Source organism: Microcoleus sp. CAWBG640, assembly GCF_020883015.1.
GTDB classification, from domain to species: domain Bacteria; phylum Cyanobacteriota; class Cyanobacteriia; order Cyanobacteriales; family Microcoleaceae; genus Microcoleus; species Microcoleus anatoxicus.
On sequence record NZ_JAHRFC010000024.1, the window covers coordinates 1 to 26746 of the forward strand.

25 protein-coding genes are annotated in these 26746 nt (G+C 44.3%); 16 read left to right on the plus strand and 9 right to left on the minus strand.

The window, feature by feature from the left end:
* The 3 genes from pgsA to AAFP11_RS14245 form a co-directional block, all read right to left on the minus strand.
* Window positions 1-405, minus strand: a 405-nt coding sequence (pgsA, locus tag AAFP11_RS14235) for a CDP-diacylglycerol--glycerol-3-phosphate 3-phosphatidyltransferase (RefSeq protein WP_341737656.1), incomplete at its 3' end; no start/stop codon positions are given.
* 347 nt (window positions 406-752) lie between these two features.
* Window positions 753-1595 carry an ADP-ribosylglycohydrolase family protein gene (locus tag AAFP11_RS14240; RefSeq protein ID WP_341737657.1) on the minus strand — a complete coding sequence of 281 codons (843 nt, stop codon included), beginning with the start codon at window positions 1593-1595 and terminating at the stop codon, window positions 753-755.
* A 43-nt stretch (window positions 1596-1638) separates the two neighbouring features.
* The gene (locus AAFP11_RS14245; protein WP_341737658.1) at window positions 1639-5853 is read right to left on the minus strand and encodes a hypothetical protein; all 4215 of its coding nucleotides are present in this window, start codon (window positions 5851-5853) and stop codon (window positions 1639-1641) included.
* A gap of 786 nt (window positions 5854-6639) precedes the next feature.
* Here AAFP11_RS14245 and AAFP11_RS14250 point away from each other — a divergent pair.
* The 4 genes from AAFP11_RS14250 (at window position 6640) to cobT (ending at window position 9976) form a co-directional block, all read left to right on the plus strand.
* The gene (locus AAFP11_RS14250) at window positions 6640-7350 is read left to right on the plus strand and encodes a Crp/Fnr family transcriptional regulator (protein ID WP_340525437.1); all 711 of its coding nucleotides are present in this window, start codon (window positions 6640-6642) and stop codon (window positions 7348-7350) included.
* An 80-nt stretch (window positions 7351-7430) separates the two neighbouring features.
* A complete protein-coding gene (locus tag AAFP11_RS14255; protein WP_341737659.1) occupies window positions 7431-7922 on the plus strand; it encodes a universal stress protein in 492 nt (163 codons plus the stop codon).
* Between the two features lie 169 nt (window positions 7923-8091).
* Window positions 8092-8844 carry a DUF2232 domain-containing protein gene (locus tag AAFP11_RS14260; protein WP_341737660.1) on the plus strand — a complete coding sequence of 251 codons (753 nt, stop codon included), beginning with the start codon at window positions 8092-8094 and terminating at the stop codon, window positions 8842-8844.
* Between the two features lie 31 nt (window positions 8845-8875).
* Complete coding sequence (gene cobT, locus AAFP11_RS14265; RefSeq protein ID WP_341737716.1) at window positions 8876-9976, plus strand: nicotinate mononucleotide-dependent phosphoribosyltransferase CobT; 1101 nt, start codon at window positions 8876-8878, stop codon at window positions 9974-9976.
* A 75-nt stretch (window positions 9977-10051) separates the two neighbouring features.
* Here cobT and AAFP11_RS14270 read toward each other — a convergent pair whose 3' ends face one another.
* Window positions 10052-10435 (minus strand): hypothetical protein, encoded by a 384-nt coding sequence (locus AAFP11_RS14270; RefSeq protein ID WP_341737661.1) that lies wholly within the window; start codon window positions 10433-10435, stop codon window positions 10052-10054.
* A 421-nt stretch (window positions 10436-10856) separates the two neighbouring features.
* On the opposite strand from AAFP11_RS14270, the gene AAFP11_RS14275 reads away from it, so the two are divergent.
* Both AAFP11_RS14275 and AAFP11_RS14280 read left to right on the plus strand, forming a co-directional pair.
* On the plus strand, window positions 10857-11006 hold the full coding sequence (locus AAFP11_RS14275) for a phycobiliprotein lyase (RefSeq protein ID WP_341737662.1): 150 nt from the start codon (window positions 10857-10859) through the stop codon (window positions 11004-11006).
* Window positions 11003-12112, plus strand: a complete 1110-nt coding sequence (locus AAFP11_RS14280; RefSeq protein ID WP_341737663.1) for an extracellular solute-binding protein — start codon at window positions 11003-11005, stop codon at window positions 12110-12112. Before AAFP11_RS14275 ends, AAFP11_RS14280 begins: the two co-directional genes overlap by 4 nt.
* 146 nt (window positions 12113-12258) lie before the next feature.
* On the opposite strand, the gene AAFP11_RS14285 is transcribed toward AAFP11_RS14280, so the two are convergent.
* Window positions 12259-12426 (minus strand): NblA/ycf18 family protein, encoded by a 168-nt coding sequence (locus AAFP11_RS14285; protein WP_340525620.1) that lies wholly within the window; start codon window positions 12424-12426, stop codon window positions 12259-12261.
* A gap of 235 nt (window positions 12427-12661) precedes the next feature.
* Here AAFP11_RS14285 and AAFP11_RS14290 point away from each other — a divergent pair, with 235 nt between their 5' ends.
* The gene (locus AAFP11_RS14290; RefSeq protein WP_341737717.1) at window positions 12662-13258 is read left to right on the plus strand and encodes a phycobiliprotein lyase; all 597 of its coding nucleotides are present in this window, start codon (window positions 12662-12664) and stop codon (window positions 13256-13258) included.
* A gap of 379 nt (window positions 13259-13637) precedes the next feature.
* Window positions 13638-14399, plus strand: a complete 762-nt coding sequence (locus tag AAFP11_RS14295; RefSeq protein WP_341737664.1) for a phycobilisome rod-core linker polypeptide — start codon at window positions 13638-13640, stop codon at window positions 14397-14399.
* A gap of 147 nt (window positions 14400-14546) precedes the next feature.
* On the opposite strand, the gene AAFP11_RS14300 is transcribed toward AAFP11_RS14295, so the two are convergent.
* The 3 genes from AAFP11_RS14300 to AAFP11_RS14310 all read right to left on the minus strand — a co-directional run bounded on the left by AAFP11_RS14300 (window position 14547) and on the right by AAFP11_RS14310 (window position 16140).
* Window positions 14547-14999: an AAA family ATPase gene (locus AAFP11_RS14300; protein ID WP_341737665.1), complete on the minus strand. Its 453-nt coding sequence runs from the start codon at window positions 14997-14999 to the stop codon at window positions 14547-14549.
* Between the two features lie 76 nt (window positions 15000-15075).
* Window positions 15076-15765 (minus strand): ImmA/IrrE family metallo-endopeptidase, encoded by a 690-nt coding sequence (locus tag AAFP11_RS14305; RefSeq protein ID WP_341737666.1) that lies wholly within the window; start codon window positions 15763-15765, stop codon window positions 15076-15078.
* Between the two features lie 15 nt (window positions 15766-15780).
* Window positions 15781-16140 carry a helix-turn-helix transcriptional regulator gene (locus tag AAFP11_RS14310; RefSeq protein WP_341737667.1) on the minus strand — a complete coding sequence of 120 codons (360 nt, stop codon included), beginning with the start codon at window positions 16138-16140 and terminating at the stop codon, window positions 15781-15783.
* A gap of 329 nt (window positions 16141-16469) precedes the next feature.
* Between AAFP11_RS14310 and AAFP11_RS14315 the strand changes: the two genes are divergently transcribed.
* The 7 genes from AAFP11_RS14315 (at window position 16470) to AAFP11_RS14345 (ending at window position 21648) form a co-directional block, all read left to right on the plus strand.
* Window positions 16470-16736 carry a hypothetical protein gene (locus tag AAFP11_RS14315; protein WP_096829010.1) on the plus strand — a complete coding sequence of 89 codons (267 nt, stop codon included), beginning with the start codon at window positions 16470-16472 and terminating at the stop codon, window positions 16734-16736.
* A 144-nt stretch (window positions 16737-16880) separates the two neighbouring features.
* On the plus strand, window positions 16881-17582 hold the full coding sequence (locus tag AAFP11_RS14320) for a hypothetical protein (protein WP_341737668.1): 702 nt from the start codon (window positions 16881-16883) through the stop codon (window positions 17580-17582).
* Window positions 17583-17642: 60 nt separating this feature from the next.
* Window positions 17643-18011 (plus strand): hypothetical protein, encoded by a 369-nt coding sequence (locus tag AAFP11_RS14325; protein WP_341737669.1) that lies wholly within the window; start codon window positions 17643-17645, stop codon window positions 18009-18011.
* Between the two features lie 57 nt (window positions 18012-18068).
* On the plus strand, window positions 18069-19046 hold the full coding sequence (locus AAFP11_RS14330) for a hypothetical protein (protein WP_341737670.1): 978 nt from the start codon (window positions 18069-18071) through the stop codon (window positions 19044-19046).
* Window positions 19047-19171: 125 nt separating this feature from the next.
* Window positions 19172-20269, plus strand: coding sequence for a hypothetical protein (locus tag AAFP11_RS14335; protein ID WP_341737671.1), 1098 nt, complete (start codon window positions 19172-19174; stop codon window positions 20267-20269).
* Window positions 20270-20494: 225 nt separating this feature from the next.
* On the plus strand, window positions 20495-21220 hold the full coding sequence (locus tag AAFP11_RS14340; protein ID WP_341737672.1) for a DUF433 domain-containing protein: 726 nt from the start codon (window positions 20495-20497) through the stop codon (window positions 21218-21220).
* Window positions 21217-21648: a Mut7-C RNAse domain-containing protein gene (locus tag AAFP11_RS14345; RefSeq protein ID WP_341737673.1), complete on the plus strand. Its 432-nt coding sequence runs from the start codon at window positions 21217-21219 to the stop codon at window positions 21646-21648. The genes AAFP11_RS14340 and AAFP11_RS14345 overlap by 4 nt, the downstream gene beginning before the upstream one ends.
* A gap of 114 nt (window positions 21649-21762) precedes the next feature.
* On the opposite strand, the gene AAFP11_RS14350 is transcribed toward AAFP11_RS14345, so the two are convergent.
* Window positions 21763-22119 carry a CU044_2847 family protein gene (locus AAFP11_RS14350; protein ID WP_341737674.1) on the minus strand — a complete coding sequence of 119 codons (357 nt, stop codon included), beginning with the start codon at window positions 22117-22119 and terminating at the stop codon, window positions 21763-21765.
* 147 nt (window positions 22120-22266) lie between these two features.
* Here AAFP11_RS14350 and AAFP11_RS14355 point away from each other — a divergent pair, with 147 nt between their 5' ends.
* On the plus strand, window positions 22267-26700 hold the full coding sequence (locus AAFP11_RS14355; RefSeq protein ID WP_341737675.1) for a caspase family protein: 4434 nt from the start codon (window positions 22267-22269) through the stop codon (window positions 26698-26700).
* Window positions 26701-26746: the final 46 nt, after the last annotated feature.

Here is a 26746-nt window from a genome sequence, read left to right on the forward strand (position 1 = left end):
GGGAGCAATTAAAAGCGCGATCGCCACAATTTGACTGACTGTTTTCAGCTTACCCCAGATATTAGCACCAGAAATTTTAGTTTTATTAACACGCCACCCAGCGATTGTCAACTCCCTTGCCAAAATTAGAAACACACCCCAAGCTGGGACTCTACCCAACTCAATCAAAACTAAAAGTGGCGCTAACACTAACAATTTATCCACCAAAGGATCGAGAAACTTCCCCAAATCTGTAATTTGATTGAGTTTCCGAGCCAAATAGCCATCCAGCCAATCCGTAGCCGCCGCCACCACAAAAATTGCTACACAAATCCAGCGACTTGGCACGCTTGGATCGTATAAACCGTACAGGAGAAAAGGCACTCCCAGCAATCTAGAAAAAGTAATTAAATTAGGCAAATTCATAAATTTTGAAGGAAGAAGGAAGAAGGAAGAAGGAAGAAGGAAGAAGGAAGAAGGAAGAAGATAGAAGGAAGAAGGAAGAAGGAAGAAGATAGAAGGAAGAAGGAAGAAGTTATATCAAATCCGTTGACATCGGAATTATGATTTCTCTCTTCTCTTTCTCTGTGTCCTCTGTGTTCTCTGTGGTTTAATCATTCCGATACAACCGGAAACGATATTACCCCCCCCTGCCCCCCAAGGGGGGAAATTCAGGAAGAAGGAAGAAGTCACCCCCCCCTGCCCCCCCCCAAGGGGGGAAATTCAGGAATCAGGAATCAGGAAGCTTTTAAGTTAACATTTTTGCGGTCACTTTACTTAACAATACAATTCATTAATTGTTGGTCCAGTTCTCTGATATAATCTCGACCGTAATATAGATTTTCTAATCCTTGCACCAGATTGTCGGGAAGGTCTTGGGCAATTTCCCTGCTACAAGAACCAGCGGCTAAAGCAATACTTGCTACTGTATCTACATCTCCAGAAAAGGCAATGCAATCTTGGAGCAGTTGGCTCATACTATCATTTCGCATCACAGCAGTAATAGCTGCTCTGACACAAACTACACCTGTTAATGTAACTTTTCCTTGCCAAGGGATTGACCATTGACCAGCTATGTGTGTTTCGAGAAAATTGCCCAAATCCTGCTTGAAACCTAGCTGATAAATAAAGTAATGGGACATCAAAGCAGCGGCTCTAGCTGCATTAATGCCATCGGCAGTATTGTGGGTAATTGCTGCTTGAATGGTAGCATTTTCGATGACTTTTTCAATACTAGGAAAAATGCCAATTGGGGTAGCTCGCATCGCGGCTCCACTTCGATCGCTAGCGGAGTTAATTTTGGCTAAGAATTCTGTTTCGTCTTGAACTTGCAGTAAAAAATTGTAAAACTTACGGGAATAACCAAGTCGGCGATCGCGATGAAAAGCTGCAATGAATTTGCGGGCTAAAAGTTCCGGTGTCCAAGGTTCTTGGCTAACGATCGCTTCAGCAATTGCTAAACTCATCTGAGTATCATCGGTGTAGCATCCCGGTGAGATATCGTGGAAGGGATGCTTGAGGTAGCCGTGGAGATTATTGTACAATTCAATTGTCTGCTCCGGGGCAAATTCAAAACCGGCACCATAAGCATCGCCGATCGCTAATTCTAACAACATCGATTACTCCTGCATTGAATGGGAATAGAGCATGGGGAATCTATTAACTATTTGTCCGAACACCCCAAGCAATTGTGAGGGGTTCTAAGATTTTTTGCTGACTGCTAGAGGCGAGTTTGGTCAAATATTCCCGCACTATAGAAGCCTGTGGGATATTCAAACTATAGGTCCGTGAAGCGCAGCTATCCCGTAGGGAATCGCCATCTTGAAAGAACAGCGGTGCGGCCCCCATCGCCTCCCAATCAGGATTTTGTTGAGAATCCGGCGCTAACAACATTAAATCGGTGCGATCGGGCAAAAGTCCCGCAGTCCAATTTCCAGCCAAAATCCCCAAAATCCGGGACTCACAGGTACGAGTGTTCACGCCACGGCGTTCCAATAACTGCAAAATTTGCTCAAACTTCATAGCTGCTTCCCCCAGCACCTGCATTAATTCCCACAGGATAAAAAAGTTGCCGTATTGGTGCCTCGAAGCATCTAAAATTTGAGGATAAACAGCTACACTCCCCAATCCGCAAGCAACGCGACTGATTTTCACATCTTCAAATTCTGGGTATTGAACTACGATCGCATTGGGGAGTTTCTGTCGCAGCCAACGGGCGATCGCCGGCCAAGCGCCCATTCCCCCAGCACAAATAGCCTGATTTATGCCCACTGGCGACATTCCGACACGACTCAACAAAACATTCAATTCGCGGTTTAACTGCTGCACAAAAGGCACTAAAACCTGACTTTCCAAATCCTGCCGTCGCACATTCCAACGTTGTTCGCCAATATCCAAAACAAAGCTTTCTTGATGCTGCAAAATCACCTTTAAATGTCTGGCTGCTTCCAACAATTGCAGACCAAAAGTGGAACTTTGTAACCCCTGCTGCAATTGATAACGACTGGGTAAATCTGGATGTCCGGGACGAGGTAAATCCAGCGACATTCCAAAGGTTTCATTTTTAGCTAATAACCGACAAATAATATCTTGATCGAAAGCATTGCCAGCAAAAGCAAAACTTTGGCAAGCAAAATCAGTATAACTTAAATGTTGACTATTTTCCGGCAAATCAACTAAACCCAATTCTACTGTCGTCGCCCCCGCATTTATAATCAAAGTTCCCCCGCTAAAAGACGAAGCATGAAGCACTAACTGTCGGTTAGATTCGGGATTTTCCTCACTCATCAATTCGCCGGTTTCCGACTGCCCAAAATAGGCATTTGTCACAGGAGTTACCGCAGAAAGCAAAGTGGCGATCGCATCTTCCACCACAAAAATTTGCTCACCTGCGGCCACCAGTCCCGCACCCAAAACCGCCTCCCGCAGATTAAACCGATAAGCATCGGACCAATGGGCCGGACTCCCCAAAATTACGCCCTGTAAGTTTTGCAGCGCTTCATCCAGAGTTTCCTTCTCCAATCCCGAAGCTCGACAGATTAAATTAGGCATTGACAAATCATCATTCTGCCCCTGCAAGCTGGGATTTAAAGTAGTCAACAGCGCCCGCAAACCGTTGAGGGGCAAAGCGATAGAAATAGCCTGCTCCTGGAAAAACTGCAACAGAGGCTCATAGACAACTCCTGTTTCCCGCAGATAGGGAATGCCCACCTTCAAGGGTAGTTTGAAATTTTGCAGCAACAACTCCCCAACCAGTAAAGTCGGTGGTCGATCGCCCACTGACTTGACCATTATTTGCTGTCCTAGACCCTCAGTTGCTGTTTTTGCCAAAACAGCAACTGAGGGAATGCGACAAGTGGTAACAGGCTCATAAGCATCATTAGGCGATGTTTTTGAGGTTTGTTTCTCCCAGTAAATTGGGTACAACTGATGGTTTTGCTGATCGACCAAAGCCGCCGAAAGCCCGCAGGTACCGAAGTCAATGCTTAAATACCAGTGAGAATTGGGGCGCTGGGGCGATGAAGTTGGAGATTCGGGGAATGAAGGAGCGATGGAGCTTGCAACAGAATTGGGAACTGATGCTGCTTTTTTACTCTCGATCGAAATTAGGTTTTTTTTTTGACTTTTTGGAGGATGAGACCGCAATCTGCTAGTTTCTGGGGAAGGATTGGCAGAATTAATCGGATTTTCTTCTGTTTGGGTCAAACTAGCCAAAATATTGTCTAGACTGACATTCGCTGCTTCCTCTTGAGTCAATAAATCAGAATCCAGATCGTCTTCTAAAGTAAAAATTTCATCCTCCGATGATTCTTCCAAGATATCTGGGAACAAATCTTCTAGGGTGCCTAGTTCTGCCTCTGCCATTTCTGGAAAAGGGTTTGCTGTGTTAGCCTCAGCATCGGCAAAGAAACCTGAGTTGACTGTTGTGGAGTCTGGGGATAGCCTGGGGCTAGTATTTTCTAATCCTTCGAGACTGTAAAGGTCCGACTCCAATTGTTCCAGAATATCGCTGTCCAAGTTCAGGGAGCGATCCACATCTTCTTCCTCCAAGGACTCGATGGGGAGCAAGTTTTCGTCCGGTGAAGCTTGGATATAAAAATCTTCAGGGGCGACATTACTGGGTTCTAAATTAGTTGGCGCGCTTTGGGATGTGGAACTACTTTCTCTCTTGCTTCTCAAAGCCCGTGGTAGCTCAGATGTCGATCGGGTTTGATCCCCAGCCTCAGTAGCTGATTCATCTTCATGCAAGAGATTTTGAAACAACTCGTTCGTCGCATTTAGCGCTTCCTCATTTCCTGACAAGCTGGAATTTGATGCAGAGGAATCCTCAAATTCTAGTTCCCCAAACAAATCTAATCCCTGACTATCTAGTGGTGATTCACTGGTAACTACTGGCTGATTTGATGCAGAGGAATCCTCAAATTCTAGTTCCCCAAACAAATCTAATCCCTGACTATCTAGTGGTGATTCACTGGTAACTACTGGCTGATTTGATGCAGAGGAATCCTCAAATTCTAGTTCCCCAAACAAATCTAATCCCTGACTATCTAGTGGTGATTCACTGGTAACTACTGGCTGATTTTCAGAGGGGATTAATTTACTTTCGCTAGCAGTTGCGGTATTTTCTATAACGAAGTTTTCCAGGTCTAGTTCTGCGACTTCGGCTGCGAGAAATAAATTAGCATAAACATCCTCAACTTCTTCATCAGTTTTTGCCGATGATGGTTCGGATTGAGCCTCTGGAAATGGAGTTGTTGGTCGATCGACTTGGGGCCCGGAACCGAACAAGTTTTCTTCCAAATCCGGGAGCGAAATGCCTATGGAAGTACGATCGCGTTTCAATTGTCCGAATTGGGAAGAAATTTCTGTTCCCGCATAGGGTAGTCTTTCTTGTTCTGCGAGTTGGTTGCTACTACTCCCATCTGCGATGATCGCCATTTCTGCTCTGGGAGTTTCGGTAGCTAACTGGGTTTGAGAGGTGTTTGGTAGTATCTCGCTGGTGAAGGTGGCATTTCCGAGGTAGGACAAGTCGATGGGCTGCTGTAGATAGGATGATGCTTCTCGGCCTAACTCCTGGGCCAAGTGGCTGACGAAAGCGGTAAACATCATCTCGCTCTGTTGACCGAAACCGTGCATTTTTTCGATTCCTTGGGACAAAGATGCTTGATAGCTTTCCAAATTTGCTTGCAAAGCCTCGAATACAATGTGCATTGTAGAATCAAGTCTCATGAGCCTGCGATCGGCTTCTGTCTCGAATTGTTGCAGTTGTTCCAACCTGTCGGCCGATGTCGGCACCGATGATTCTCCTGGGGCTTGTGGATGCACCTCCAGGGAGTCCGAGGTAGTTGCTTGGGGGCTTGGGGGTAAATTGCCGAGCCAGGTTTCTTGCAAGCGGCTGGTGACTGCTTGCAAAAATTCCGAAATGATTTGCTGTTGGTGGGCTTGTTGCTGAGCTAAGGATTGTTGCTGCTGACGTCTGACTTCCAGCTCCTTGATTTCTTGAACCAGAGCCTGCTGTTGTTGACGGAGAGCTTCTATGTCTTCTTGCAGTGGACCAGTCAGCTTTTCTCGCAAATGGCTGATTTCTCCGGTGACTGCTTGCAAGATTTGCTCTGTGGTTGAGTGTTGATTTGTCGCCAGTGGCACTTTGGGTACTGGAACTGGTTGCGGGCGTATCTGGGGACTGTTGGCTGGTTTGTCTGGCACCATTAGCTTTGAGTCTGGGGAAACCAGATAGGTGCGAACTCGCTCTAAAAGTTGACGCTGGTGCACGAGATCGAGCGAACCCGTCCAAGGTAATCGGGGTACGGGTTTGCTGAGTACCTCGTCAATCTCAGCAATTAGTGCTTGAATTTTGTACTTCTGAGAATTCAAGGGCGGAACCTCTAAGAATGCGGCTTGCGAAAAACTTTACCAAAAAAAGGCTGAAGTCATGGGAGAGTCATGTTCAAATACATAGATTAATCAGGATGCAATCCCCCTGTTTCGGGTGTAGTATTTTTGGGCCCGACCATCTGTAGGGTTCTTTTTACTTCTTGCCAACTACTATCTATGTTTTGCCTTGCGATCGGTAAGAATTGATGATAGCTTTTTATCTTTATCTATGGCTAGACATTAATGGTACAATGTTTTGGGGGTTCTCTGATAGGTTGCTAAGACAACTCGCCAGTCTCGCAAGATCGATCGCCAACCTTGAGGCTACTATTCCCCCGAATCTTCCATTGATGCTGACCTGGGAGAGTTGCTCGCCAGTAGAAAATCCTATTTTGTTACTGGCATGACATATTAGCGGACTGTACCAATAGACTGCTGGGGTCTCCTGACAACAAAGCTCTCAGCGGAGTGTTAGACTATCTCTCGCTAGCTGCTTGACAAAGGTAGTCACATCCTCTGACTCTCGGACTAGGCTGCTACAATTATGTAGCTAAACTTCGGTGACAGATGTTGGTATCAAAAATTGTGGTATATTTTTTAGCTTCTAGCTCCCAATCCGAGATTTAGGCTATTAATTCCATTTTTTGACCTTTTTGAGCAAAAATTTAGAGGTAAAACTGCTAATTTTAGATTCTTGTTTGTAGTTTCTTAAATCCAATGACTCGGCTGCAAGCTATTTTTAACTGCCCAGCACAGCTCGAACGCATAAATTAAAATGATGGCCTCATGGAAGACCGCTTTAACACCCGAGATCCGCAGTCAAATATCAATCAATTGATAGTATCCACTCCTTTCTTTTTAGGCTTACCCGATCCTGTAATTGAGAGAGCAACTGTCCACATTGTTACCCGCAGCCATCCTTCAAATCAAGTGATTTTGTTGGAAAATGACTGGGGTACATCTGTGTATTTTATATTGGATGGTTGGGTTAAAATTCGCACCTACAACTTAGACGGAAAAGAAGTAACGCTCAATATTTTAGGCAAAGGAGAGCTATTCGGTGAAATGGCTGCGATCGAAGAAACACCGCGATCGACAGATGTCATTACCCTAGCTCCGACACTGATCGGTAATATGCCATCCCAGGATTTTGTGCAACTCATTCACACCGAGCCGCTAGCAGGGATTCGGCTCGCTCAACTGATGGCCCGCAGGCTGCGACAAGTTAATCGTCGTCTCCGCTTGCGAGAGTCCGACAGTACCTCGCGAGTAGCAGACATTCTATTATTTTTGGCAGAAGGACAAGGGAAAATCATGTCCACAGGAGGTACAGAAATTCCCAACCTCCCACACAGAGAATTGAGCAGTCTCAGCGGTCTAGCGAGGGAAACAGTAACGCGGGTGCTGAGCAAGTTGGAAAAAAAAGGAACTATTCAGCGCGAACGCGACATTTTGTGTATTCCAGACTTGCACGCCCTAGAACGGCTGTTAGTGTAGAAGTGAGAGAGATTGTGAACTAAAGTCGAAGGCATTCTCTCCCTTGTCGCTGTTTATTAATTACCATCGGAGGTTAATCAATGAGTTTTCATAAAATCTTTGCGGCCTTAGATGACTCTGAATTGAGCCACCGCGTGTTCAACGAAACTTTAGAATTAGCTAAGGCTAATCAAGCTGCTGTGATGCTATTTCATTGCGTCACCGTCAACTCCTTGGGCGAGTCTGCCGTACCAATTCCGGTAGATTTGGGCATGAATGTACAATTAATGGATCAGGCTTATCAAACTCAACGTTTGTTGCTAGAAAAAGAAGTCAAACAAGGGGAGAGTTTGCTGAAAAATTACTGCGACGCAGCAGCAAATCAAGGAGTGAAGGTGGAATTTGACTCCCAAATAGATGGCGATACAGGCCATTGTATCTGTGAGTATTCCCAAAATTGGGGCGCAGATTTAATCATCTTGGGGCGGCGTGGGCGCACGGGGATCGCGGAAGCTTTCCTCGGTAGCGTCAGCAATTATGTCGTTCACCACGCATCTTGCTCGGTTTTTGTGATTCAGGAACCCAAGGTCTAAAAATAATCGTGGTGATTGTTTAGCTGAGAAATTTAATCTCAAATCACACTGATGACCAGAAACCAGAAGTTAGGGATAAATATCAATTTGGGCTAGGATTTATCGACTCAAAAAAACTGGTTTCTAGTCCCGTGAAAGTTAAAATTTAAAATATCAAATCTAAAATCGGATGAGTGATTTTTTCTCAGCAGATTCTGCATCAAATTTGAGCAGTTCGCCTAATACAAATAACGACCCGCAGAACCCAGCTATTTCAGCTTTGTCCGCCGATCGCCCAAATCCAGACCCAACCTCAAACAGAAACGCAACACCTTTGAGGCTGGTAGAAACGGCATTTTTAGCAAGTACCGCTAGCTTGATTTGGCTAGTAAATTACTACTTTCCACTGGGACCTTTGCTGCGAGTCTTCTTTCCAGTGCCCATTGCCCTAGTCTACCTGCGCTGGGGTCAGCGGGCCGCTTGGATGGCGGCTTTAGTTTCGGGTTTGTTACTATCGGTACTGATGGGTCCGACCCGCAGCATTTTATATGTCATACCTTTTGGGATCATGGGAGTTGCCCTCGGAGGACTGTGGAGGCGCAAAACCAGTTGGTCTGTTTCGATTAGTTTGGGCGCGCTAATTGGGACTTTTGGCTTCTTTTTTCGGTTTTGGCTGCTGTCAGCCTTGGTGGGCCAAGACCTCTGGGTTTATGTCACCGCCCAAGTAGCAGAGATGGTGGAATGGGTATTTGTGAAACTAGGTTGGCTGAGCGTGCCGAGTTTGAACACGATTCAGGCGATCGCGGCCGGGATGATTTTAGTTAATAATATTATCTATTTATTCGTAGTACATTTAGTAGCTTTGCTGTTGTTAGATCGTTTAGGAAATCCCATCCCCCGACCACCACGCTGGGTACAAGTTTTGATTGATTACGAAGAATAGTTATTGAAGACCCAATAACTAATAACTAATGATGATTGATATTTATACAGAAATTCAACAGGGCAACAGGTGGGTGGAATCCTATGGGGGGAAAAAACCCCTATTTGCCTGCATTTTAGGATTTACTGATACTGGCTTAATTCCCGGTATTTCCGCAGCCGGCGCAACTCCCCACGATCGCCAATTTACCTGTTTAGCAGATGCAGAATTTTTGTATAACGGCCCCCAAATTCAGCCCCAATATCCCTTGCCACCCCTAGAAGCAGGCGCATCGCCGGTACTGATATCTCGCGCTGTAGTCGAGGCTTTGGAAATTCCCCTTTACCTATTTAACGCTGGTTTGCCCTTGCTTCCTCCCGTACCTACCATAGATTTAGGGGGGCAAAGGGCCAAATGTCTGACATCTGGGAAGGCTTTAGCACTCAAAACAGTGGAACATTTGCTGGCACAAGGATTAATGTGGGGAGCTAAATTAGCTGCTACCACCCATGATAGCTACGTGATTTTAGGGGAGTGCGTGGTTGGCGGTACGACTACGGCTTTGGCTGTATTAATGGGCTTGGGTATAGCGGCGGCGGGGAAAGTTAATAGCAGTCACCCTCAGTGCAATCATGCTCAAAAATTCGCCGCAGTGACTACGGGACTTGAAATGGTGGGCTGGAAAATGGGGGGGAAAATATCTCCTCTGGAATTGGTGGCTGCGGTGGGAGATCCCATGCAGATAGCGACGGCGGCAATGGCGATCGCGGCGAGTCGGACTTGTGGCGTCATGCTGGCTGGTGGCACTCAAATGCTGGCTGTCTATGCTTTGATGGAGGCGATCGCCCGCGAATATGCTCTTGTATGGTGTCCCGAACGAGTGGTGGTGGGGACCACTGGCTGGGTGGCTCAAGACCCTACAGGGGACACGGTAGGACTCGCTAATGAAGTAGGCGGTGTACCTTTGTTGGCGGCACAGCTAAGTTTTGCAGGTTCTACTTATCCCCAACTTCAAGCTTACGATCGCGGATATGTCAAAGAAGGTGTCGGTGCTGGAGCGTGTGCGATCGCATCTAACATCATGGCAAATTGGACTCCATCTCAACTTCTAGAAGCTGTTGAAGTTTTAGCCTCGCGCTTATCAAATAACTAAATTCCTGCTGGGAGTGGCTATATTTGCTGAGGAACTTTTTCCCGATATTTACTATCATTTTTCAATGAAAATTATCTATTTTTGTGAGTGTATTCTTTTTGACAGCAACTGTTCCTCCAGGGCGGCAATGCGATTGTAAGCTGCTGTGAGCTGGGCGGTTAGGCGCTGGATTTGAATATCGGTTGTCAGTTCTTTTTCCAGGTTTTGAGAATTCTTGTCAAAGTAACTGTCATCCAATAGGATGTCTTTGTGATCTAGCATCGCATCCAGATTGCTGTAGGCGGGATAGGCAGAGAGCGATTCACGGCCTTCGAGGCTCGATCGCTGGTTGTTCTGTTGCTGGGTCAGCTTAGTTTGGTTAGCTGACTCCAATAAATTTTGATTGAGATTTTCTATGAGTTTGTAGAGGGCATTGACTTGTTCAGTCAATAGTGAAACTTGTTGACGAAGCGCTTCCATAAATCAGTCCTGTGTATCTTAACTTATATGTTTATATCTTAGGCAAATCATTACATAAATGTGATTTATCACCAAATTATTTAATTTTTGAGCCAACTCTTGTGATATAAATCATGAGGGTAGATTGAGGCGATACATTTCAGCAAAATTGATAGGTATTTGTTCCTCAATTTGAAATTTTACCCTTCATCCATTGGGTGTCTTCCTCCAGATTCATCCGTTTTTAAATAAAAAATATGGTCTGCGATCGACCAGAGCGTCAATCTATCCGTGGCGTCAATTAGTGGTGTTCCCCTTCGTAAAAGTAAATTGCCCCTGGGTTGCTGTACCTCATGTTTGCGATCGCCAAAGTGAGGGCCACGGGGGCTTGGGGACGATTACGCCCTGGAAAAGAGAATTTTAAGCAGCCCAGGCTGCAACTTTGTGTGAAAAAACCGAGTACAATGGCTCTGTGTTTGAGGAAGAAATAACACACATCGCCTCCGAGTACCGGACTCGACCAACGATTATTTCTCCGGCCACAGAACACAAAACCATCGGTAAATATTTAGAAAAGCGCATTCAAAAGTGAAACGAAGGTCTTTGCTATTGGGGACAGCTACCCTAACTTTAACTCAATTGGCTGCTGCGTGTGAGTCGAAGCCTAGTCTCAAAATTCGATCGCTCAAAAATGCGATTCCGGCCCAACTCGTCAGCAAGTTTAGCCTCGATTCAAAACCCTCTTCAGTTTTGCAGGTAACGCAGTCAACGCAATTAACAGAATTGTTCGCCCTATTGCAAGACTGGAAACGGAGTCCCCAAACCAAAAATCAAGCTGACTTAGTGATGCTGGGAGATTACTGGCTGACTTTGGCAATTAGGCAAGAATTAATTAGACCGATCGATCCCCAGAAATTTTCTAACTGGCCACAAATCCCCGAAAGATGGCGAACACTGGTAAGACGAAATAATCAGGGTCAGTTAGACCCTAAAGGTAAAATTTGGGCCACACCTTATCGGTGGGGAAGCACTGTAATTGCCTACCGCACTGACAAATTTAAGGCTTTGGGATGGACTCCTACAGATTGGAAAGACCTCTGGCGTGAGGAATTGCGCGATCGCCTTTCTCTACCGAACAATGCCAGAGAAGTCATTGGTTTAACTTTAAAAAAGTTAGGTAAATCCTACAATACCCAGGATTTAGATAAAGTTTCTAACCTCAAAAAAGAACTCGCAAAATTACATCAGCAAGTTAAATTTTATAGTTCCGATGCTTACCTGCAACCTTTGATTTTAGGTGATACTTGGTTAGCCGTTGGTTCATCAGCAGACATCCTACCACTGCTGGCAACTCAAAAAGATCTAGCCGTAGTAGTTCCCCTGGCGGGCACTGCACTTTGGACAGATTTGTGGGTAGAACCAGCGTCGGGAAATCCAGTACCATTAGTAGCAAAATGGATTAATTTTTGTTGGCAACCTTCTGTTGCGCCTCAATTATCTTTGCTGAGTAAAGTTAGTTCGCCGATTGTTGTGGGGATGAAACCGGAGAATTTGCCTGGGGAGGTTCGGACTAATCCTGTACTATTACCCGATGCCAAGATTCTGGATCGAAGCGAGTTTCTACTGCCTTTTGAGGATAGGGCGATCGCACAATATCGATCGCACTGGGAAAAAATGCGACAAGTTATCAAAAGTTAAATATGAGACATCTCCCATAATTACTGTAGAACAGGGCAAACAGCCTGTTCTGCGCCAGATTTTTGGGTATTCTAGGAGAAATTCCAGAAGTCGGGAGTTGTGGGAATCCTGCGGCAAATTCCCGACTTCTGCTTCAGCCAACTCGATCAGCCTTTCTTCATCCAAAACTTTAATAGGTTTTCTTTGACCATATTTTGCCGCATCACCTCTAGCAGGTATTCCTGAGCTTCATTTTGACTTAAGGTTTTGACTTGTTCTCGCAACACTTGCAGTTTGAACTGCTGTTCCATGCTCAGACTTATAGGCATATCCATAAATCGCTCCTCCACTTTGCTACATGAGATAAATCGAAATCAGATATATCGAAATCACGTTTCGCTGGATTTCTTTTGTTCCTACATTGTAAACTATCATAACATTAACTTGACAATCTGTCCAAGGTGCACATTTTGCTACTAATTTGTGCCATAAAAGTACATCTAAGTGGGGGGAGCTTTATCATAAAAAAACGTACAAACCGCGAAGACTAAGCCAAAGGAGCTATTTATGATGGATGCAATGGAGTTTTTTCACAGCAGTGCAGGGAAGTGGCGATCGCAGCGCAGCACTCACCACCTCCCTTTCCGCCAAACGGAGATTGGGGATTCCAATATTGAGGTGACGGCCCTTGGTGCCGATGACACGCGAGTAGCCGAGATTTGTCAGATGCACGAAATTGACCCCAGTCGGGCTGCCGGAGGCGCTTTTGTGACTTGGCACGGCTCCATGGCCTGGGATAAGGATGATGAGAATCATAAAGGCTCTACGGTGTTCGCGATCGTCCCCGATCCTGAAAATCCGCGCCAAGGTTTGATGTTGCGGGAACGTGGCTATGCGGAAATTGTGCCGGTGGCTGGTCGTTTTGAGATGGATGATGAGGATGGGCTGATGCTGATTACCGAATACGAGACGATGAGTTCGATCGAGCGTTTCTGGTTCGCAGGTCCCAATGTGCGGATGCGGACAAGTACGGTAAAGCGCTTTGGCGGTTTCAGCACTTCCACTTTTTGTACAGAAGTTCGCGTGGAACCCGATGCCGAGGCCGCGAAGCCAGCAGCAGAGGCTGAGCCAGTCACTACCGAGTTCTACTCAGCCTTGGGCTGGTAATTTGGTTGTTGGTAGCCAACAGCCAACTGACAACCGTCAACCGTCAACAATATTACAGATTGTTGCAAAAATTCAGGAAAATCAGATTTAGGCTGCGAGAATCCCCTAATCTATTTAATTAGGTGTACCGTGGGGCACACGGAAACAAGAGAAGTGATTCTCTAACGCTTGGGGAGATAAGCCCTCTAAGGCTGTTTAAATTAGGCTCAAAACTTGGTTCAATTGAACGGATTTTAGGTTTAAATATTGCCGAAAGGATGGACAGTTTAAAGGTATATCAGTGAACCAAGAATCTCAGTGGCTTCAGCCCTGAGAGTGTCAAGCTGGCCGATCGCAGTATCAGCTATTTGTGAAAATTTGAGATAACGGAGATTATAACGTGGCGCTTCCTTTGTTGAACTACGCTCCTAAGAGCCAAAACCAGCGCGTAGCTGGCTATGAAGTCGGAGGCGACGAGCAGCCCAGAATTTTCACAACTGAAAATGTGCTCTCGTCCGGGGACATGGAAAATTTGATTTGGGCTGGATATCGCCAGATTTACAGCGAACACCAAATCCTTAAGAGTAACCGCCAAAAGTCTTTGGAGTCGCAACTCAAGTTCGGCCAAATTACAGTGCGGGATTTTATTCGCGGTTTGGCTACTTCGTTCCCTTTCTTGGAACGGAATTATCAAACTAACAGCAACTACCGCTTTGTCGAAATGTGCGTTCAGCGGATTTTGGGCCGGGATGTTTACAGCGAGCGCGAAAAGATTGCTTGGTCGATAGTGGTAGCGAATAAAGGGCCTCAAGGCTTTATTGACGACTTGCTCAATAGCGATGAGTACCTGAATAAGTTCGGCTACGATACAGTGCCTTATCAGCAGCGCCGCATCTTGCCTCAGCGAGTTGCAGGGGAGACACCCTTTAACTTGAAGACTCCTCGCTACGGTGAGTACCACCGCTCGCAGCTTGGCTTCCCACAAATCATTTGGCAGAGCTCTGTACGCCGTTTTGTGCCTCAAGAGAAGCAGCTCAGAGCTGGAGATCCGGCAAATTACCTGGGTATGGCTCGCAATATGCCAATGCCTGCTACTGCTCCACAGCGCGTTCCTCTGGCTAATATCAATATCGAGACGATGGTTCCTCGCCGGGGTCGGTAATTGATAGCGTTTGGATACATTTAGCTTGAGAGAATTTTGAGTTTTGAGTTTTGAGGTTTGAGTTTTTTACTAAACTTGGAATCCGAAACTCAGAACTCATTTTTGAAGGGAATTCTCTCTGATAAATTTATGGGATGTGGTGATAGTTCAGTAAGTCATATCGTTTCCGGCTGCATCGGAATGATTTAACCACAGAGAACGCAGAGAACACAGAGGGAGATAAGAGAGATGAATAATTCCGATGTTACCGGATTTGATATCACTGTCTAGTGACCAGATAAAAACTTCACTCAGGGTGATATCTAGTTGGTTCCATTCTGTTGAGTCCAAACGGCAACCGATGGTAAAATTTGACTCTCCCCGATGGCACAAATCATTTACTCGACCGCGTACAACACGATCGGCACTATTCACGGCATATTGAATGCTAGAGAGTTTTTGACCTTGTGCTAGCCATGACAGAAAGCGCAAACCTTCAAGGGCGTTACTTTTGCCTGCGGCATTGGCTCCTATTAGTACGGTTAGCGATCCAAGGGGCAATCGACTTGTACTGTAACTTTTGAAGTTGGCGAGGGTAAATTCGGTTAGCATGGCGTTCATATTAGTCCTCTCTCTTCTTCTCTGTGCCCTCTGCGCTCTCTGTGGTTAAATCATTCCAAAACAAACGTAAAAAACATCAACCAAACAATCGCTGCTGTCCATTCGCTGCATCTTTCCCAGCATAAATCTCGCGAGTTCCCTTCGGAATATAAATCCAACCAAACTCTTGCAAACGATTAGTCAAATTGGAAATACTCACTCCCAATTCATCTCTCATTTTGTATAAATGCGACCATTTAGTTAAATCCCGTCCCTGCCTTTTCTCCTCCAAAATACCTCGTGGCATCAACAAACAACTGGCAAAATATTGTGCTTGCCATTCGATCGATGCAACCTTAGTATCAGCACTCGCACCCCGACACACAAACGGTTCCTCCACATCCTGCGACGTGTTTTCCCCATTTTCCAGATTTAACTCCAACTGTTTGACAACACCGTCAGCTTCATCCTGATTGATGTGCAGCACCCAGTGTCCAATTTCGTGGGCGATCGTCGATTCGATGAACCCAGGCGGTTTTTCCAAAATCTGTTCGTTGATTTCAATTAACCGCTGCTGTGGCAAAATCCTCGCCGCGATCGCACCTTCTTCATCCGGCTCAATTAACTCCCAAACCACTCCCAAATCCAGAAAATCAGCAACAGTTGTCGCATCAATTGGCCATTTCGGAGCAAAATTTTGCGTTTTTTGCATCCGCATCAAAATGTCATTTGCCAAACACTCGATCGATTCTTTGGGATAGAAGCAATACGGCTTAAAAATACTCACTTTGAAAGCCCTCTCTTAGGATTGGAATGATTTTTTGAGCCACTCTGGATTTTCTTGCATCCGGCGGAAAAGAGCCTGCATTTCCTTCGGATTCTGCTTCAGCAGCGCTTCGTACTGCTGAGGTAGTCTCCCGGCTAAGAAAATTAGTTCCTCTTCATTGATGTCAAGATTCCTTGCTAGCGATCGAATTACCTCCTCTTTGGGCGCATAATCCGCGCGATCGTTCTCCAACTTCGACAAATAAGTAAAATCCACACTCAGCATAGCTGCTAGCTCACGTTGTGAGTATCCTTTGTCCTTGCGAGCTTGACGGATGAGTTTCCCAAAGGTCTGTTCAAGTGTCTGTTCCACGGTTTTTTGCCTCCTGTCAAGCATTCTAGCCTGTTTTGATTAAAAATTCAACAAAATACTTGACGGGAAAATCAACATACGCTAGACTAGGTTTAGTTGACGGTTTAATCAACATTTTAGCTACACAGGTAGAGTTGAAATGGCTAAACCGCCGACAACACACGCTATATACAGCTTGTGGATTGTCAAAAAAGTCGGAAGCGCGATCGGGCAAAACGCTTTTACAGGGCTAAGACCAAAAAACCCGGTTTCTGCCAAAAATCCTCGATTCTCCGACAAATATTCACGCAGAAACCGGGTTTTTGACCCCTCGCCAGGACTGTATTGAGCAAACAAGGAGGAACAGACAACCAATGCTGAGAACCTGGACAGATACCCATTACAAGCTCGAAGACGACGACTGGCTATACATCGCAGCCAACGAAGAACAAAGCTCAGCCTCACTTGTTTGTCCCGGCTACGCAAGAGATGGCGAAGGCTTCAGCATCCACTTCACCCCAGAGCACTTAGAAATGTTAGAGCATTTAGTCACCGCGCTGCGGATTATTAAAGCTCAACAAGAGGCGATGCTTGAATACACCTATCCAGAACCACAAAAAGCAAAACATCTCATTAGGTAATTGGGCATTGGGCATTGGGAATTGGGAATTGGGCATTGGGCATTGGGCGTTGGGCATCGCTGCACTGGCAAATAACCTTTATTGCTATATCCATTTACCCACTAACAAGCAACAACTAGCTAACAATAATTAAAGGGAAAGACAATGACTAAAATACAAGAAAGACCAACATTTTCAGTATTTGGTGCTAAACCTAGCAACGCTTTGCTAGTACCAGAAATCCCGATCGCCGTCCGCAACAACTGTCAAAGTGGTCAATGGACAATCGGCGACACCGATTATGGTAGCAAATGCTCCATGACAATTCTCAAATTCTCCAAACTCTTCGGCAGTTTAGGTCAAACTTCCCATACACTTTGGGGTCAACTCTGGTTTGTCGCAGAAAGTGGTGAATTGCCCCAAGGAGTTGTCATGACGACATACATCAAAAACCGCAGTCTGAACGATTTCAACCGCTTAGTTGCGTCTGTGCAATCTCGTGGAATCGAGCCAGCTACAGGTATTTTCATTCCCGAATTTACCAAACATTCCGGTCAGAAACCAGACGATAGCGGAGTAGTAAAACCCATCAATTACTACAGCTTGAAATGGTCTTGGATAGAACGCAAAGACTGGGAAATTATCGACCAAGCCGCCGCAGTTTTGTCCGACATGAGCAATCAATCTCGCATGATCGATTTGGAAGGAACGCGGCAAATGATCTGTTTGGATAATCTTCCTCCCCAGGAAGTTGCCTGTTTGATGGCCGCTCATGCTAGCGGCGAAAGTGATGCTATCACTTTGAATTCTAACGGCGCGATGTCGCTGCCACCAGCCGAAGATAAATCAACTGCTGACTTGTTCTAACTCTGTTGTAAAGGCGCGATTAAATCGCGCCTTTACAATAACTGTTAACCATTGGATAAAATGCAAAAACTAACGAACCGACAAAACCCATCCAACGTGCTGGAAAGCCGTTTGAAAGACAAATTAGAGCTGATAGATCAAATCCGAGCAGATGCAGTCAACGATATCGAAAGTCTCACAGAAACTTTCCAACACATGACTTTAGTTACCGAATCAGTCCAGCAAAATTACCAAGCTTTGTTGGCGCAAAATCAATTGCTAAAAAGCACACTCTTGAGTATAATAGACGAGTGCGAATGCGGGCAAGAACATCGGTGCGATCGATGTCAGAAAATCCTCCAAATTCTAGTAGGTAACAATCCAGAACAAAAACTCAATCCCGTCCTGAAATACAAAACCATCCTTACCCAAATCCGCAAGTTAGGATAACTAGAACCCTTCCCCCAAAAAATCAACAAATTACACCAATCAGGAGAAATAAGGATTATGACACTAGGAACTGCGAAAGATAGCAAAGCCAAAATTTTGCAAAACTTTCAGCAAATTTTAGCTGAAAATAAAAAGATCGAATCCAAAGTAGAAACCAAAGAACAAGAAGCCGAGAAAGCCAAAAACAAACAACTCCTCGAAGTCGCTTCCACCTACACAATTGACAGTATTGTCAAAGGTTTAGCCGACTTACAATTAGATTTTGGCAGCATCATCAACGGACTTTCGGAAAAACTGAGCGCTGAATCATCAAAATTAGACGAATTAAAGCGCGGCATTGAAATAGAAACAGCACAATTGCAACAATTGCAGCAAATTCGAGTTGTAGCAGATGCCCTCTACATTTTAACTCAAGAACACCAAGAGAAAATAACAGCCTTAGAGCAAAGTGCCGCGAGTCAGCGCGAAGTCATCGAAAAAGACACGATCCAAAAACGCAAAGTCTGGGAAAAAGAACAACAAGAGTTTGACACTACAGTCCAAGAAACAACTGCACTGACAATCAAAGAACGCGAACAGGAAACGGCTGATTATCGCTACGAATTAGAACGTACCCGCAAAGTTGAAACTGACGAATATGAAGAAACAAAACGCAAATTAGAACGGGAACTGCAACAATCTACTCGCGAAAAAGATAAGAATTGGACAGAACGCGAAAAATTCCTCACGGATAATCAAGCTGAGTTTGCCAAGAATCAAACTAAAGCAGCCGGATTTGAAGAAGAACTGAAACAGGCTAATACTAAAGCTAAGGAGGAAGCTATTCAAGAAGTTTCTCGCGAAGCTAAAGTCAAGGCAGATTTAGTGGACAAAGAATGGGAAGGAACTAAGCAGGGATATGAATTGAAAGTACAATCTTTGCAGCAGACAATTGAGCGACAAACTGAACAGATTGCTGAAATTTCGGCGCAACTGCAAGCTACGATGAAGCAAGCGCAAGATTTGGCAATGAAAGCTTTTGCTACTAAAGCTTAAAGTTATTCTGCGGTTTAAACTCGGCGGTTGAAACCGCTTCTACACAAACAAAGTCCGCCTCCGCGGACTAAGAATTTGAACTTACATCAAACAAAAATTGCCCAACTATTAGGAGATGGAAAGTTGTGAACAAGAAAGTAAATGACAAGAGTACCAAGGCTGAAATTTTGGAAGCGTACAAGGAAGCAGCAGAAGCCAAGACTGCTTTGGAATTGCAACTGAAGCAGGTTAGTAGCAGCCAATCAGCAAATGTTTCACAAAAACAAGTAGCAGTTACAGAAAAAACAATTGTGGAGGTAAGTAAACCAATGACTTTAGTTCAAAATCAACAAAAAATGCAGTCTACGATCGACAATTTAATCTTACTGCAATTTGGCTTTGGTGGTGCTGTCAGCGAACTGTCTGAAAAACTGACAACGGAAGCGTCTAAACTGGAGGAATTGCGGGGAACTGTTGGTGAGGAAGTTCAACAACTGCAAGAGTTGCACAGTTTAGAAGATGTTGCGGAAGATACGCTGGATAATTTAATCCAACAATATGAAGAAAGTGCGAAAACATTTGTATCAGAAATCAGCGAACAGCGTGAAACTATTGAACAGGATTTGCTGTCACGGCGACAAGCTTGGGAGAAAGAGCAACAACTGCAAAAAGTAGCAGTTCAAGAACGCAATGATGGCGATCAAAAAACTCGCGATCGGGATGAAGAGTTGTATTATTATGATTTGAATCTTCAGCGCAATCTGGATGTTGAAGAATATGAACAGCGCCAACAAACGCTGTACAAAGAAATCGAGGAGTTTAAGCAGGAACAAGAGAAACAGTGGGCGGAACGGGAGAAATCTATTGCGGAACGGGAAAAACTTTATGCTGAGGTGAAAGCAAAGGTGGAAGCTTTTCCGAAAGAACTGGAAGCTAATATCAAGAATGGTAAAGATAATGGTCGGAACATCGGCAATTATCAAGCTAAAGTGAAGGCGGATTTGTTTGCTAAAGATTTGGAAGGACAAAAGCAAAATTATGAACTGCAAATTCAAGGTATGTTGCAGACTATTCAAAATCAAGAGTCTCGGATTGCTAGTTTGTCGAAACAGCTTGATTCTGCTTTGAAACAGGTGCAAGATTTGGCGGTGAAGGCGATTGAGGGTGCGTCGAATTTGAATTCGTTCCAAGCTGTGAAGGAAATTGCGATCGAACAAGCTAAGACTCAGCAGAAAAATAAGTAATTCGTAGTGCTTTAGATACCCGATTTCTTGAAGAAGTCGGGTATCGGGGTATGGAAGAGAGAGATTTTTGCGATCGCCCGCGAACTGTGCAAATATATAAGTATTTAGGATTAGGACAACTGCTATGCTTGATACTAAATGAGTCGTAAAATTTTTACCCCACCCCAACCCTCCCCTTACCAAGGGGAGGGAGTAAGAAACTCACAAATGATTTAGGATTGCTATATGCTTGATACTAAAAACTTCGATCCGCGCGACATTCCTATATATTCTATCCCTCAAGCAGCGCAATATCTCAGGCTGCGGAAGGATAGGTTGCGAGATTGGGTTGGTGGCTGGTTCTCGAAAACAAAAGCGGAAAAGCGCTTCTTTGAACCACTGATTAAGTTAGCTCACTCCAACAATTTTGAACTGCTTCCCCAGTCCAAAACTACACTACTTTCTTTCACAAATTTGGTAGAGGCTCATGTCTTGATTGCCATTTTTAAGGCTACTGGCTTCTCCCGAAAACAACTTAGCACTGAACTCGACTACATCAACGATCATCTTTCGACTCCTCAATTATACGGTGGAATTGAGTTTCAAATCGAGGGAATAGCTCTTTTGTTTGAGAGATTCGGACAGAAGCTTGCAGCATCCGACAGGGAACAGGAAGCGAGGCAGATTCTAGCAACTTATTTCGATCGCATTGTACGAGATGAAGCTGGATTACCCCTCAAACTCTACCCTTTCACGAAGCTACCAGGTGCCGACGAACCTAAAACAGTGATGATTGACCCCAGAATCTCCTTTGGCCGCCCAGTTTTAGCTGGAACTGGCATTCCCACAGCTATGCTGGCGGAACGTTACAAAGCTGGGGATTCCATCGATGAACTTGCCGAAGACTACAATTGCGATCGGCTCCAAATTGAGGAAGGTATTCGCTGCGAACTTCCGCTGTTGGCATCATGAATGAGATATTTTTCATAGACAGATGTTTAGGAAAAAAACTGGCAGATTCACTACGAAATGTGGGGGCTAAAGTAGAAATTCAAGACGATTATTTTAGTCAAGATATCAATGATGAGGATTGGCTGAGGATAGTTGGAGAGCGCAATTGGGTGGTATTAACAAAAGACAAGAGAATCGCTAGCCGTCGTTTGGAGTTATTAGCCGTGGCTCAAGGCAATGTCAGGCTTTTTGCATTTGTGGACGGCGATGTTTCTGGAGTTGTAGTCGCACAAGCTTTTGTAAATGCCTTAGAAAATATGCAACGATTTATTCGCGGGAATCAAGCACCTTTCATCGCTAAGGTACACCAGTCTGGTAAAGTAACGTCCTGCAAAAACCACAGAGAACTTTTGAGAATGCTCCCTAAAAAAGCATCACTCGGCGATTGAAACTTTTTGACATTGAAATAGACAAACGAAGTCCGCCGAGGCGGACTAAGAGAAAGTGCCTATTCTTTTTTGTTAGGTGGGTTTACTTAGCTGGAATTAAGGCTTAAGAACGGTTTAAGACTTTTCGCTTGGAGCAGATTTAGGAAACTTGCACTTTACCTCAATTTCTAAGTTGCTTTCCGCTGAACCTTCCGTAATGTAAGGAATGCCAGTTTTGCCACCCATTTTGATAGAAAATTTGAGTGTTACTTCTTCAATCTCAGCCGCACCGAAATCTTTAAAAGCTGTGACAGCATACATAGCATAATTGCGAATGAGCAGGCGAGCTTGCTGCATCCGGTTAAGCGCATCACTTCGCACGTCCCTCTCTTCGTCATAAGGACTATCGTCCTGTGAGGTTGCAGCTTGGTCAATTACGACTTCGTACACTTCACCCTTTTCTTTAAAAGCGAAACGCTGTAATTCGGACATAATGTTACCTTTTGTTAAGTTTATGTAGATTTTACTTAAAGATCGAGCTTGCTTCCGGAAAGTTTAGTTATTATAGCGTTTAAAGGAAAACAGCGGTTCAGGGTGTTTGTCAATTAAGCCAGTATTTTTAAATTTAGGTGAAACTAAATGGCTCGTTATGCCCTGGTTATTGGTATTACTCAGTATCAAAGCTCACAAATGTCTCGTCTCCCGAAAGCGGCTAGTGATGCGGAGATTTTGGCACAAGTATTAGAGCAGTATGGCGGTTTTGAGGTGAAGCGATTGCCGGCACGATGGAATGCCGAAAAAAATTGTTTTGAAATCAGCGCAGATAAGGCAGTTACAGCGGCTGAAGTCGGTCAAGAACTGAGAACTTTACTGTTAGATAGAGCTCCAAAAAATGAAGCTTTGATTTATTTTGCTGGCCACGGCTTTACCTTCTCCGATACATTGGGACAGCAAAAGGGAGTTTTAGCAACTTCGGACTGTCAGGTGGAAATGGCTGGGAACCAAGTTATTGATTATAAATACGGCATTTCTCTGGCAAGTCTCAACGATTTAATTCAGCAATCCGATTTGAGCAGTTTAGTAATGTTGTTGGACTGCTGTCATAGTGGATATTTTCTAGAAAGCCAGCTTGTGCAGCGAACTCTGACGGCTTTCAGTACACAAAGAGATTACTACTTAATGGCAGCTTGCCGAACATTTGAGACTGCCAAATCCTTTAAAGGTGAACCAAACAGTTATTTTACAGGTGCTGTGCTTAAGGGACTGGCATCAGAAAATGCTTGCCGAAATCGTCGAGTCAGCGGCGATCGTTTGTTCGATTATATCAGCGGGGAACTTAAGCGTTTCGTGCAAGAACCGATTCGCATGGGCTGGGGCCGCTGCATTACTCTGGTAGCGTATCCGCAACTAGAGACTTCGGCTACTGAAATTAGTTTTGATCGCAATAATCCCTATTTGGGACTTTCTGCTTTTGAAGCTGAACAAGAAAAGTATTTTGGTGGGCGGGAGGAAGCAGTTAAGATACTGATTACTCACTTAACCAATAGTCGTTTTATTCCTGTTATTGGTTATTCTGGTTCGGGGAAATCTTCTTTAATTAAAGCGGGTTTGTTGCCACAGTTAAGTCGGGATAGAATTCCTGGTAGTAGTCATTGGCCTGTTGAATCTTTTACTCCGGGGAAGCATCCCCTGGGAAAATTGGTGGATGTTTTAGCTCGGTATCGAGAGCTGAATGAGCCGCTTGTAATTTTTATAGATCAGTTTGAGGAGGTATTTACGCTTTGTGAAGATGAGGCTGAGCGACGGAGTTTTATCCGTTTGATTGCGGAGGAGATGAATGATTCTGGGCGAAATAGTCGGATGATTATTGCAATTCGTGGGGATTTTTTAATTCGTTGTACTAATTATCCAGATGTTTTAAATTTGATCAATCATATTCCGCCTAGCACTTATATTGTGAAGTCGCTAGGGATGGAGGAGTTGCCAGAGGCGATCGAGACACCGGCTGAATTGCATGGGGTAAAATTTGAGCGGGGGTTGGTATCGCAAATTGCTCAGGATGTGGCAGGTCAACCGGGTGCGTTACCTTTGTTGCAATATGCTTTGAAGGAGTTGTGGCGAGTTTGTATTGAAAAACCGGAATTTCCAGAGCCGTTACTGACGAGAAAGGGCTATGAAGAAATTGGCGGTGTTCAGGGAGCTTTGGAAAATCGAGCTAATGTGATCTACCAAAGTCTGAGTGATGGCGATCGCTTTTTTGTTCGCAAACTATTTATGGAGTTGGTGCAGTTGGGTGAGGGTACGGAGGTAACGCGCCGGCGGGTTGATTGGGGTAGAGTAAAGGACATCGCAGATTCTACTGAGCAGTTGGAGCGAGTAATTGGGTTGTTGGCTGGGGCGCAGCAGCGTTTGATTATTACTGATGAAAATACGGTGGAAGTGGCGCATGAAGCTTTGTTGTGTCAGTGGAAATTAGTGAGTGGTTGGATTGAAGAGGATCTGGAAAATATTCGGATTAGTCGGCGCTTAGAGACAGCTTGTCGGGAGTGGAAGGAAACTTATGCTAAGTCGGATGAGGCGCTGCTGACGGGGGCGCGATTGGCGGAGGTTGAGGAGTGGGAGAAGAGGGTGCTGCCGAATTTGACTGGGGATGATAGGGAGTTTTTGGTAAAAAGTGTGGGTAGGCGCGATCGGCAAATTCAAGAAAAAGTAGAGCAAGAGCGGCAACTGCGAGAACTTGCCGAAGCTAACGCTAAAGTCGAAGCAGCAAGAGCTGAAGAGGAAATAGCTAAAACTATAGCTCAGACGGAAAGAGCGAGAGAAGCTCAAAAAAGAGCTGATGCCGAAGCAGAAAACTCTAAAAATCAAAGCGCTAGAGCTGACGCTGAATCTGAAAAAGTCCGAGTACAAAAACAGCGGACTCAGTTAGCGATCGCATCCCTAATTACCATGACAGGATTGACTATACTTGCGGGAACAGCCTGGATTAACGCAGAAAGAGGTCAAATTATCGCCCTGAGTCAAGCATCAGAAGCCAAATTTATTCTAAATCGAAATTCTCTCGACCCTTTGGTTGAAGCTTTAAAAGCAGCTACTAGGTTAAAACAGATAGGTTGGGTTCCTGGTAATAAAGAAGTGCGCGAACAAGTAATGGAAACTCTAACACAAGCAGTTTACTGGGTAAGAGAGCGCGATCGCATCCAAGCTCATAATACTGTTGTCCAGAGCGTCAGTTTCAGCCCCGACGGTACAATGCTTGCTAGTGCTAGTTTCGACAAAACTATAAAACTCTGGAAGATCGAAGAAAATCAAAAAAAATCTATTGTCTTACAGGAAAAATTCCAGCACGGTGATCCAGTTTCTTCTGTAACTTTTAGTCCTGACAGCAAAATAATTGCTAGTGCTAGTTTCGACAAAACTGTAAAACTTTGGAATCAAGACGGCACTTTGAAATACACCTTGCCGCATGACGATTTAGTTTATAGCGTTACCTTCATCTCCAATGACATGATTGCCACAGGCGATAATAGTGGTAAAGTCACTTTCTGGAACTCGACTAATGGGAAACAGATAGGCAAACCATTTCAAATTCATCAGAAAATAGTTTTCGACTTGAAATTTAATAAACAAGGAAATATCTTAGCTACTGCCAGTCTAGATGGTACAGTCAAACTTTGGAAGTTAACACCAAAACTTCTACAAAATCCAATAATTTTGAAACACGGCACTAAAGTTGATAGTGTAAGTTTTAGTCCTGATGGTCAAATGATTGCTACAGCTAGCCAAGATAAGATAGTCAAATTTTGGAAATTAAACGGTACTCCTCTCAGTAACTTAACCATAAAGGGAGAAAGCGGATTTACCAGTGTAAGTTTTAGTCCCGATAAAAAAATAAACAAAAAAACAATTGCCACTGCAAACTTAGACGGTCAAGTGCAGCTTTGGGAGCAAAACGAAAAAGAAACAAAAAAAATAGAAACTCTTAGCGGTCATACCAGCCGAGTAAAAAGCGTTAGCTTTAACAAGAAGGGAGATATTCTGGCTTCAGCTAGTGGCGATACTACAGTAAGACTTTGGCAAGTTAAACTGCCTTTAGTGACTCGTCTCAAAGCTGATAGCCAGAAAGTATTTTATGTAAGCTTTAGTCCTGACGGTCAAAAATTTGCTAGTGCTGGTCAAGATAACGCAATACAAATTTGGGATAAAAATGGCAACTGGCAACAATCTTTAATCGGACATACCCAGCAAGTTAATAGCGTAGAGTTCAGCCCGCCGAATGGCAATAAAATTGCTAGCAGCAGTCGTGATGATACTGTCAAGCTTTGGACTTGGCAAAAAGAAAAATACCAACTGGAAAAGACTATACCTAGGCAAAGTCCTTTAGAAAGTTCTAGTAGCGTTAACTTTAATCCGAATGCAAACAATCCCTTACTAGCTTTTGCTGATAGTCAAGGCATTGTAAAATTACTAAATCTAGACGGTAGCGAAAATAAATTTACTGCTCATAAAAAGGCAGCAATATGGACTGTTATTTTTAGTCCTAATGGTGACTATATCGCTACTGCTAGTGAAGATTATAGGGGAAAGGTTTGGGATCTAAAAGGAAAACAAAAAGCCACTTTAGAAGGACATGATGCAGCAGTTCTGGATATAAGTTTTCATCCCCAAAAAAACCTGATTGCTACTGCTAGTGAAGACAAAACTGTAAAACTATGGAATCTCAACGGTAAACTGTTAAAAAATATAATTGGTCATAGCGAGCAAGTGACGAGCGTTCGTTTCAGTCCTGACTGTAGTACAATTGCTACTGCTAGTGATGATCGCACCATTAAACTGTGGAACTTAGACGGGACTCTCATCACGACTCTCAAGGGTCATAGCGGTGCGGTCAATAGTATTAGCTATAATCCCAAAAATAGTACAATCCTGATCTCTGGCAGTTCAGATGGTACTATAATTATATGGCGGGAGTTAGAAAATTTAACTCTGGAGGGTTTGCTAGAACGAGGGTGCAAACATTTACACGGCTATTTCCAGACTAATCCCCAAGCTCCGCCAAATATTTGCAAGTAAGCCCTGATCACTTTTACTCAAGTTAATTCAATAAAAACATCGAGGT

Bases quoted from the DNA above. Each gene is read 5' to 3' on its own strand.
- AAFP11_RS14250 (WP_340525437.1), top strand. From the start codon at position 6,640: ATGGAAGACCGCTTTAACACCCGAGATCCGCAGTCAAATATCAATCAA.
- AAFP11_RS14330 (WP_341737670.1), top strand. From the start codon at position 18,069: ATGACACTAGGAACTGCGAAAGATAGCAAAGCCAAAATTTTGCAAAAC.
- AAFP11_RS14270 (WP_341737661.1), bottom strand. From the start codon at position 10,435: ATGGAAGCGCTTCGTCAACAAGTTTCACTATTGACTGAACAAGTCAAT.
- cobT (WP_341737716.1), top strand. From the start codon at position 8,876: ATGATTGATATTTATACAGAAATTCAACAGGGCAACAGGTGGGTGGAA.
- AAFP11_RS14290 (WP_341737717.1), top strand. From the start codon at position 12,662: ATGGATGCAATGGAGTTTTTTCACAGCAGTGCAGGGAAGTGGCGATCG.
- AAFP11_RS14285 (WP_340525620.1), bottom strand. From the start codon at position 12,426: ATGGATATGCCTATAAGTCTGAGCATGGAACAGCAGTTCAAACTGCAA.
- AAFP11_RS14340 (WP_341737672.1), top strand. From the start codon at position 20,495: ATGCTTGATACTAAAAACTTCGATCCGCGCGACATTCCTATATATTCT.
- AAFP11_RS14325 (WP_341737669.1), top strand. From the start codon at position 17,643: ATGCAAAAACTAACGAACCGACAAAACCCATCCAACGTGCTGGAAAGC.
- AAFP11_RS14320 (WP_341737668.1), top strand. From the start codon at position 16,881: ATGACTAAAATACAAGAAAGACCAACATTTTCAGTATTTGGTGCTAAA.
- AAFP11_RS14300 (WP_341737665.1), bottom strand. From the start codon at position 14,999: ATGAACGCCATGCTAACCGAATTTACCCTCGCCAACTTCAAAAGTTAC.
- AAFP11_RS14355 (WP_341737675.1), top strand. From the start codon at position 22,267: ATGGCTCGTTATGCCCTGGTTATTGGTATTACTCAGTATCAAAGCTCA.
- AAFP11_RS14260 (WP_341737660.1), top strand. From the start codon at position 8,092: ATGAGTGATTTTTTCTCAGCAGATTCTGCATCAAATTTGAGCAGTTCG.
- AAFP11_RS14240 (WP_341737657.1), bottom strand. From the start codon at position 1,595: ATGTTGTTAGAATTAGCGATCGGCGATGCTTATGGTGCCGGTTTTGAA.
- AAFP11_RS14255 (WP_341737659.1), top strand. From the start codon at position 7,431: ATGAGTTTTCATAAAATCTTTGCGGCCTTAGATGACTCTGAATTGAGC.
- AAFP11_RS14315 (WP_096829010.1), top strand. From the start codon at position 16,470: ATGCTGAGAACCTGGACAGATACCCATTACAAGCTCGAAGACGACGAC.
- AAFP11_RS14345 (WP_341737673.1), top strand. From the start codon at position 21,217: ATGAATGAGATATTTTTCATAGACAGATGTTTAGGAAAAAAACTGGCA.
- AAFP11_RS14310 (WP_341737667.1), bottom strand. From the start codon at position 16,140: ATGCTTGACAGGAGGCAAAAAACCGTGGAACAGACACTTGAACAGACC.
- AAFP11_RS14350 (WP_341737674.1), bottom strand. From the start codon at position 22,119: ATGTCCGAATTACAGCGTTTCGCTTTTAAAGAAAAGGGTGAAGTGTAC.